Here is a 4,583-nt window from a genome sequence, read left to right on the forward strand (position 1 = left end):
TCAGGAATTGCGGGTCCTGTTCGGGGGTGCGCACCGGGCCGATGGTGAAGGCCTCGCGCAGCACCTCGCCCAGAGCACCCGGCGCAGGGCCGGCGATATCGACCAGTGGCAGCCCGCGATGGACGAAATCGCCGGTCCGCACCCGCAGCGAGATGACGCAGCCGGCCTTGCGCGCCGCCTTGTCGAGCGCGTCAAACTCGATCAGCTGCACATAGCCCGTGGTCCAGGCCAGCGCCGGTGTCCCGCCGCGCGGTTCGGGCGGATCGCGAAAATCGCCCTCCTGCGGGTAGGTCTCGCGGATCAGCCGCAGCAGCCGCCGCCCGATCCCTTCGAGGACGATATTGATGCGGATCGAGGAGGGGATGTGGTGCAGGAAGAACACCAGCACCGCGACGCACAGCGCGGTCAGCCCATAGGCGACCGCGAGCGAGATCTGCGGGACGAACCCCGGCAGGGCGGCCTCCGCGCTTCCGGCCGCGCCATGGATCACCGCCCCGGCCAGCGCCGCGGTCTCGTCCTCGCCGCGCACCGCGCGCAGCACCACCACGGCATAGACGAAGCTGCCGATCAGCGTGGCGAGGCTGAGCTGGCTGCCGCGATCCTCCATGAAATTGGTGAGCAGCCGCGGGCCGTAATTGCCGCTGGCATAGGCGACCGCGGCGATGGTGATCGAGAACACCGTGGCCGCAACCGCGATCATGCTGCCGGCCATCACCGAAAGCATGGTGAGCGCCCCTTGCGGCCGGGCGGGCAGGAACCATTCGGCCTCGCCCAACCCGCTCGCGATCCCGCTGCTGTCGAGCGCTATCATGGCAATCGCCAGCCCTGCCCCGAGGATCGAGAACAGCGCAGGATAGAACCAGTAATTCGCGGTGAGCCGCGCCCACTGGAAGCGGGTTTTGGCGCTCATGGAGGGGATAACCGCCGGATGGGCAAAAAGGTCCGTGTGGGCGAAGTGTTGTTTGTGCCGCGATGACAGTCAGCCGGGCGCGGGCCTAGCGCACGCAGGGCGGCAATGCTGCAATCATCGGTCCCATTGCTTCCACCTGCTCGGCCTCGGAAAAGCTGACCCGGGCACCGATATTGGCGATCAGGCCGTACCAGTGCCACGCGGTGCTGTTGGCGCGCTGGCTGGCGAGGTGTCCCTGTATGCCGCGGATGAACGCCCTTTGGGAGACATCGGCGAGCCGGTCGACATCGGGGCGGGACAGGCAGGAATAGACGGGGCGTGACAGGGCTCCGTCGTCAACGGCCTGGCGCACTAGAAGGCTTGCCCATAGCGCGAAGAAGAATGCGACGAGCACGAGGCTGCCGGCGATCCACCCGGTCAGGCGAAGCGCTCGGTGCACTTGGCCTAGTCCATGTCCCACAGGAACAGGTCCATCGCGCACTGGCGGCACTTGAAGTGATAGGTCGAAGGGCGGTGGCGCGGGTCCGCACCGAAAAGCTCGTCGAAACTGGGCCGGCCATTGATGTGATCGAAATGGTCCTTGGCTTCATTGCTGGCGTTGCTGATCGCTTCGTCTGTGGCATCGCCCTGAAAGATGCCGCCATCGCCGCAGTGGAACGCCCAACGATTGCCTTGCCAGGACTGATAGCCCGGCGTGCGGTGGAGCAGCTCGTCGATGACGGATTGCGGTGCTCTGGCCGCTTCCGCGTCGATCACCTGACCGTCGAACGTGACGATGATGTCGTTGAAGGAGCCCTGATACTTCGCGGCTGCCGAACCATCCGCGATGCAGTGCGGGCATAACTCGACCTCGCGCGCGGTGGTGTAGAACGGGCCGGTATAGAGATGGCCGCGGCGCTGCCCGCAGCAGTCGCAGACCTCGTCACTGGCTTTGACCACCGCATCGAGCGCGGCCGGTGTGAAGTAGGTGAATGCGGGCAAGGTCGGGTTGTCCGGAGGCGGCGGCGCTGACCGCCGCAACCGCTCTTTGGCGTCGCTTCCCGGTGGCATTGGAGGCCGAAAAAGGTTTGGAAACCGCGCCATACCTCAATCCCCGCTGAAATGCACCTTGCCCAGATCGCCCATCCCCACAGTCCCGCTCGCCATGTCGAGCATGCGGTCGAGGCTGCGCTTGGCCTTCAGGCGGATGCCTTCCTCGATCTCGATCTGCGGGCTGAGGTCGCGCAGCGCCACGTAGAGCTTCTCCATCGTGTTCAGCGCCATGTAGGGGCAGATGTTGCACGAGCAGTTCCCGTCCGCGCCGGGCGCGCCGATGAAGTGCTTGTCGGACAGCGCCTTTTCCATCTGGTGGATGATGTGCGGCTCGGTCGCCACGATCAGCGTGTCGCCGGGGAAGGTCTTGGCGAAGCACAGGATGCCGCTCGTCGAGCCGACATAGTCGGCGTGGTCGATGATCGTCGGCGGGCATTCCGGGTGCGCGGCGATCGGCGCGCCGGGGTATTGCTCCTTGAGCTTCAGCAGCTCGGTTTCGCTGAAGGCCTCGTGGACGATGCACACGCCGGGCCACAGCAGCATCTCACGGTTGAACTTGCGGCTGAGATAGCCACCCAGGTGCCGGTCGGGGCCGAAGATGATCTTCTGCTCGGGCGGGATCTGCGCGAGGATCGTCTCGGCGCTGGAGCTGGTGACGATCACGTCCGAGAGCGCCTTCACCTCGGTCGAACAATTGATGTAGGTCAGCGCGATGTGATCGGGGTGGGCTTCGCGAAAAGCCCGGAATTTGGCGGGGGGGCAGCTGTCTTCAAGGCTGCACCCGGCGTCCATGTCGGGCAGGATCACGGTCTTCTGCGGCGAGAGGATCTTGGCGGTGTCGGCCATGAACTTGACCCCGCAAAAGGCAATCACGTCCGCATCGGTCGCCGCCGCCTTGCGCGACAGCTCCAGCGAGTCCCCCACGAAGTCCGCAATGTCCTGGATGTCCGGCGTCTGGTAATAATGCGCGAGGATCACCGCATTCTTCTCCTTACGGAGGCGGTCGATCTCGGCGAGCAGGTCGGCGCCGGTGGGGTTGCGGGTCAGCAGGCTCATCGTCGGATCCCCTTGGACTCTGGAGACGCCGATATAGGCGCGCGCACGCGATTTTCGAGCGAAAAGCTTGGGGCCTCTCGCCCTACATCGTGAAGCCCGGCGGCAGGAACGGGCCCATCGGGCGCTCGGCCCCCGGGGTGCCGGCGATCACCGCCTCGGTGATGGCATAGCCGAGCGGCGAATAGGCGAGCAGCATCGAGGCAAGGAAGCCGCCGACATTGATCCCCATGCCCCACCAATAGGCCGGATGCACCCGGCCATTGCTGCGCCAGTCGACGATGATCGCGATTGCCCCGAACACGAAGCTCGCCGACACCGCGATGGGCCAGGCGTAGGGGATCAGCAGCGGCATCGGCAGCAGGCGGCCGAGGCCCGGGCCGGTCAGCGCGCTCATCGCCACCAGCATCAGCCGCCGGTGCCAGCCGGAATAGCGCCGCGCCCGCAAGGCCCACAGCGCCAGCACGCCGAACACCAGCAGCCCGGCCATGTTGCTGATCAGGAATTCGTTCTGGGCAAAGAAGAACGGCCCGCCGCTCCCGCGCACCGAGACGAGGATGATCATCGCCCCGGCCGCGATCATGGCGGGGACATAGACATAGGCGATCCTGCCAAGCTGGCGGTGCAGCGCGATGTTGCCGCTGGCGATGGTCACCACCTGCGCGAGCGCCAGCCCAAGCCAGCCCATGAAGATCAACCCGTGGACATGGAAGGCGAGCGGCGCTGCAAAGCTCGACCGGCCCATCGCGAGGTTGAGCGAGAACCCGGCGATGATCACGCTCGCCATCGCGAACATCATGATTGTGAAGAAGCGCGCGCCTTCTACCGGCGTGCGCTGCGGTGCTGCTGTGGTAGCCATGCGATGATCCCCCATCTCGCTGTCTCGAGAGGTTTGATCATGAAAGCGCGCGGGCCGCAAGCCGCTCTGTCAGCCGCCAAGCCCGCTGCTGCGCGTCAGTAGCGGCACAGCCCCTCGCAGGTGGTGACCGCCAGCTCCGTCTTGAGCAGCTCGGTCGTCGCCAGCACCTCGGAGTCCTGCGTCGGCGGCAGGGTGGCGAGCGTGGCCGCAAGCTCGGCGCGCATCGGCGGCGTCAGCACGGCGGCAAGCGGTGCGGCGACCTCGGCGACATAGGCACTGACCCGGGCCTTGTTGGCAGGAGTGGTGCCGGGTTCGCGCAGCGCGGTCATGAAGCCCAAAAGCGCCTGCGCGCCGCCGCGCCGCATGCCGTCGGCACCTTTCAGCCGGGTCGGCGTAAGCTCGGCCTCGGGCAGCTCGGCCAGAAAGGCGGTGATCGCGGGAAAGTGCTTGACCATGCAGCGCATCCCGCCGCCCGCCAGCACGGTGATCGCGTCCGGGAAGCGCGCGGCGTTGCGGGTTTGCAGCGCCACCACCTTGCCCGTCAGCACCTGCAGCTCGTCAGGGGTCGGCGGCGGGGAGCCGGGCGGGCGGGCCATGGCGGAAACCCCGTCGAGCCCGTGCCGCACCGACAGGCGGTTGACGGTATCGCACACGCTTTCGAAGGTCGCGAACCCGTCGACCGGGAAGGCCGGCGTGCCGAAAACGTCGAGCGCGCGCTCGATCACCGCA

Annotated in this window: 6 protein-coding genes; all 6 read right to left on the reverse strand. The window is 66.7% G+C overall.

Features of this window, described 5'->3' with window-relative positions:
* The coding region (locus NBV68_RS17925) for a DUF2254 domain-containing protein (RefSeq protein WP_296312544.1) at nt 1-910 on the reverse strand (910 nt) is incomplete at its 3' end.
* Between the two features lie 85 nt (nt 911-995).
* Entirely contained in the window at nt 996-1,349 is a 354-nt protein-coding gene (locus tag NBV68_RS17930; protein WP_296312546.1) for a hypothetical protein, read from the reverse strand.
* 5 nt (nt 1,350-1,354) lie between these two features.
* Nucleotides 1,355-1,891 (reverse strand): CbrC family protein, encoded by a 537-nt coding sequence (locus NBV68_RS17935; protein ID WP_296312548.1) that lies wholly within the window; start codon nt 1,889-1,891, stop codon nt 1,355-1,357.
* A 105-nt stretch (nt 1,892-1,996) separates the two neighbouring features.
* Nucleotides 1,997-2,998, reverse strand: a complete 1,002-nt coding sequence (gene nadA / locus NBV68_RS17940; protein ID WP_296312550.1) for a quinolinate synthase NadA — start codon at nt 2,996-2,998, stop codon at nt 1,997-1,999.
* An 82-nt stretch (nt 2,999-3,080) separates the two neighbouring features.
* Nucleotides 3,081-3,854 carry a hypothetical protein gene (locus NBV68_RS17945; protein WP_296312552.1) on the reverse strand — a complete coding sequence of 258 codons (774 nt, stop codon included), beginning with the start codon at nt 3,852-3,854 and terminating at the stop codon, nt 3,081-3,083.
* Between the two features lie 95 nt (nt 3,855-3,949).
* The coding region (locus tag NBV68_RS17950) for a hypothetical protein (RefSeq protein WP_296312554.1) at nt 3,950-4,583 on the reverse strand (634 nt) is incomplete at its 5' end.

It is taken from the genome of Erythrobacter sp., from assembly GCF_023653175.1.
Classification (GTDB): domain Bacteria; phylum Pseudomonadota; class Alphaproteobacteria; order Sphingomonadales; family Sphingomonadaceae; genus Erythrobacter.

What these genes read in the sequence shown, in the direction of transcription:
- NBV68_RS17945 (WP_296312552.1), bottom strand. Translation starts at nt 3,854, where the DNA reads ATGGCTACCACAGCAGCACCGCAGCGCACGCCGGTAGAAGGCGCGCGC.
- nadA (WP_296312550.1), bottom strand. Translation starts at nt 2,998, where the DNA reads ATGAGCCTGCTGACCCGCAACCCCACCGGCGCCGACCTGCTCGCCGAG.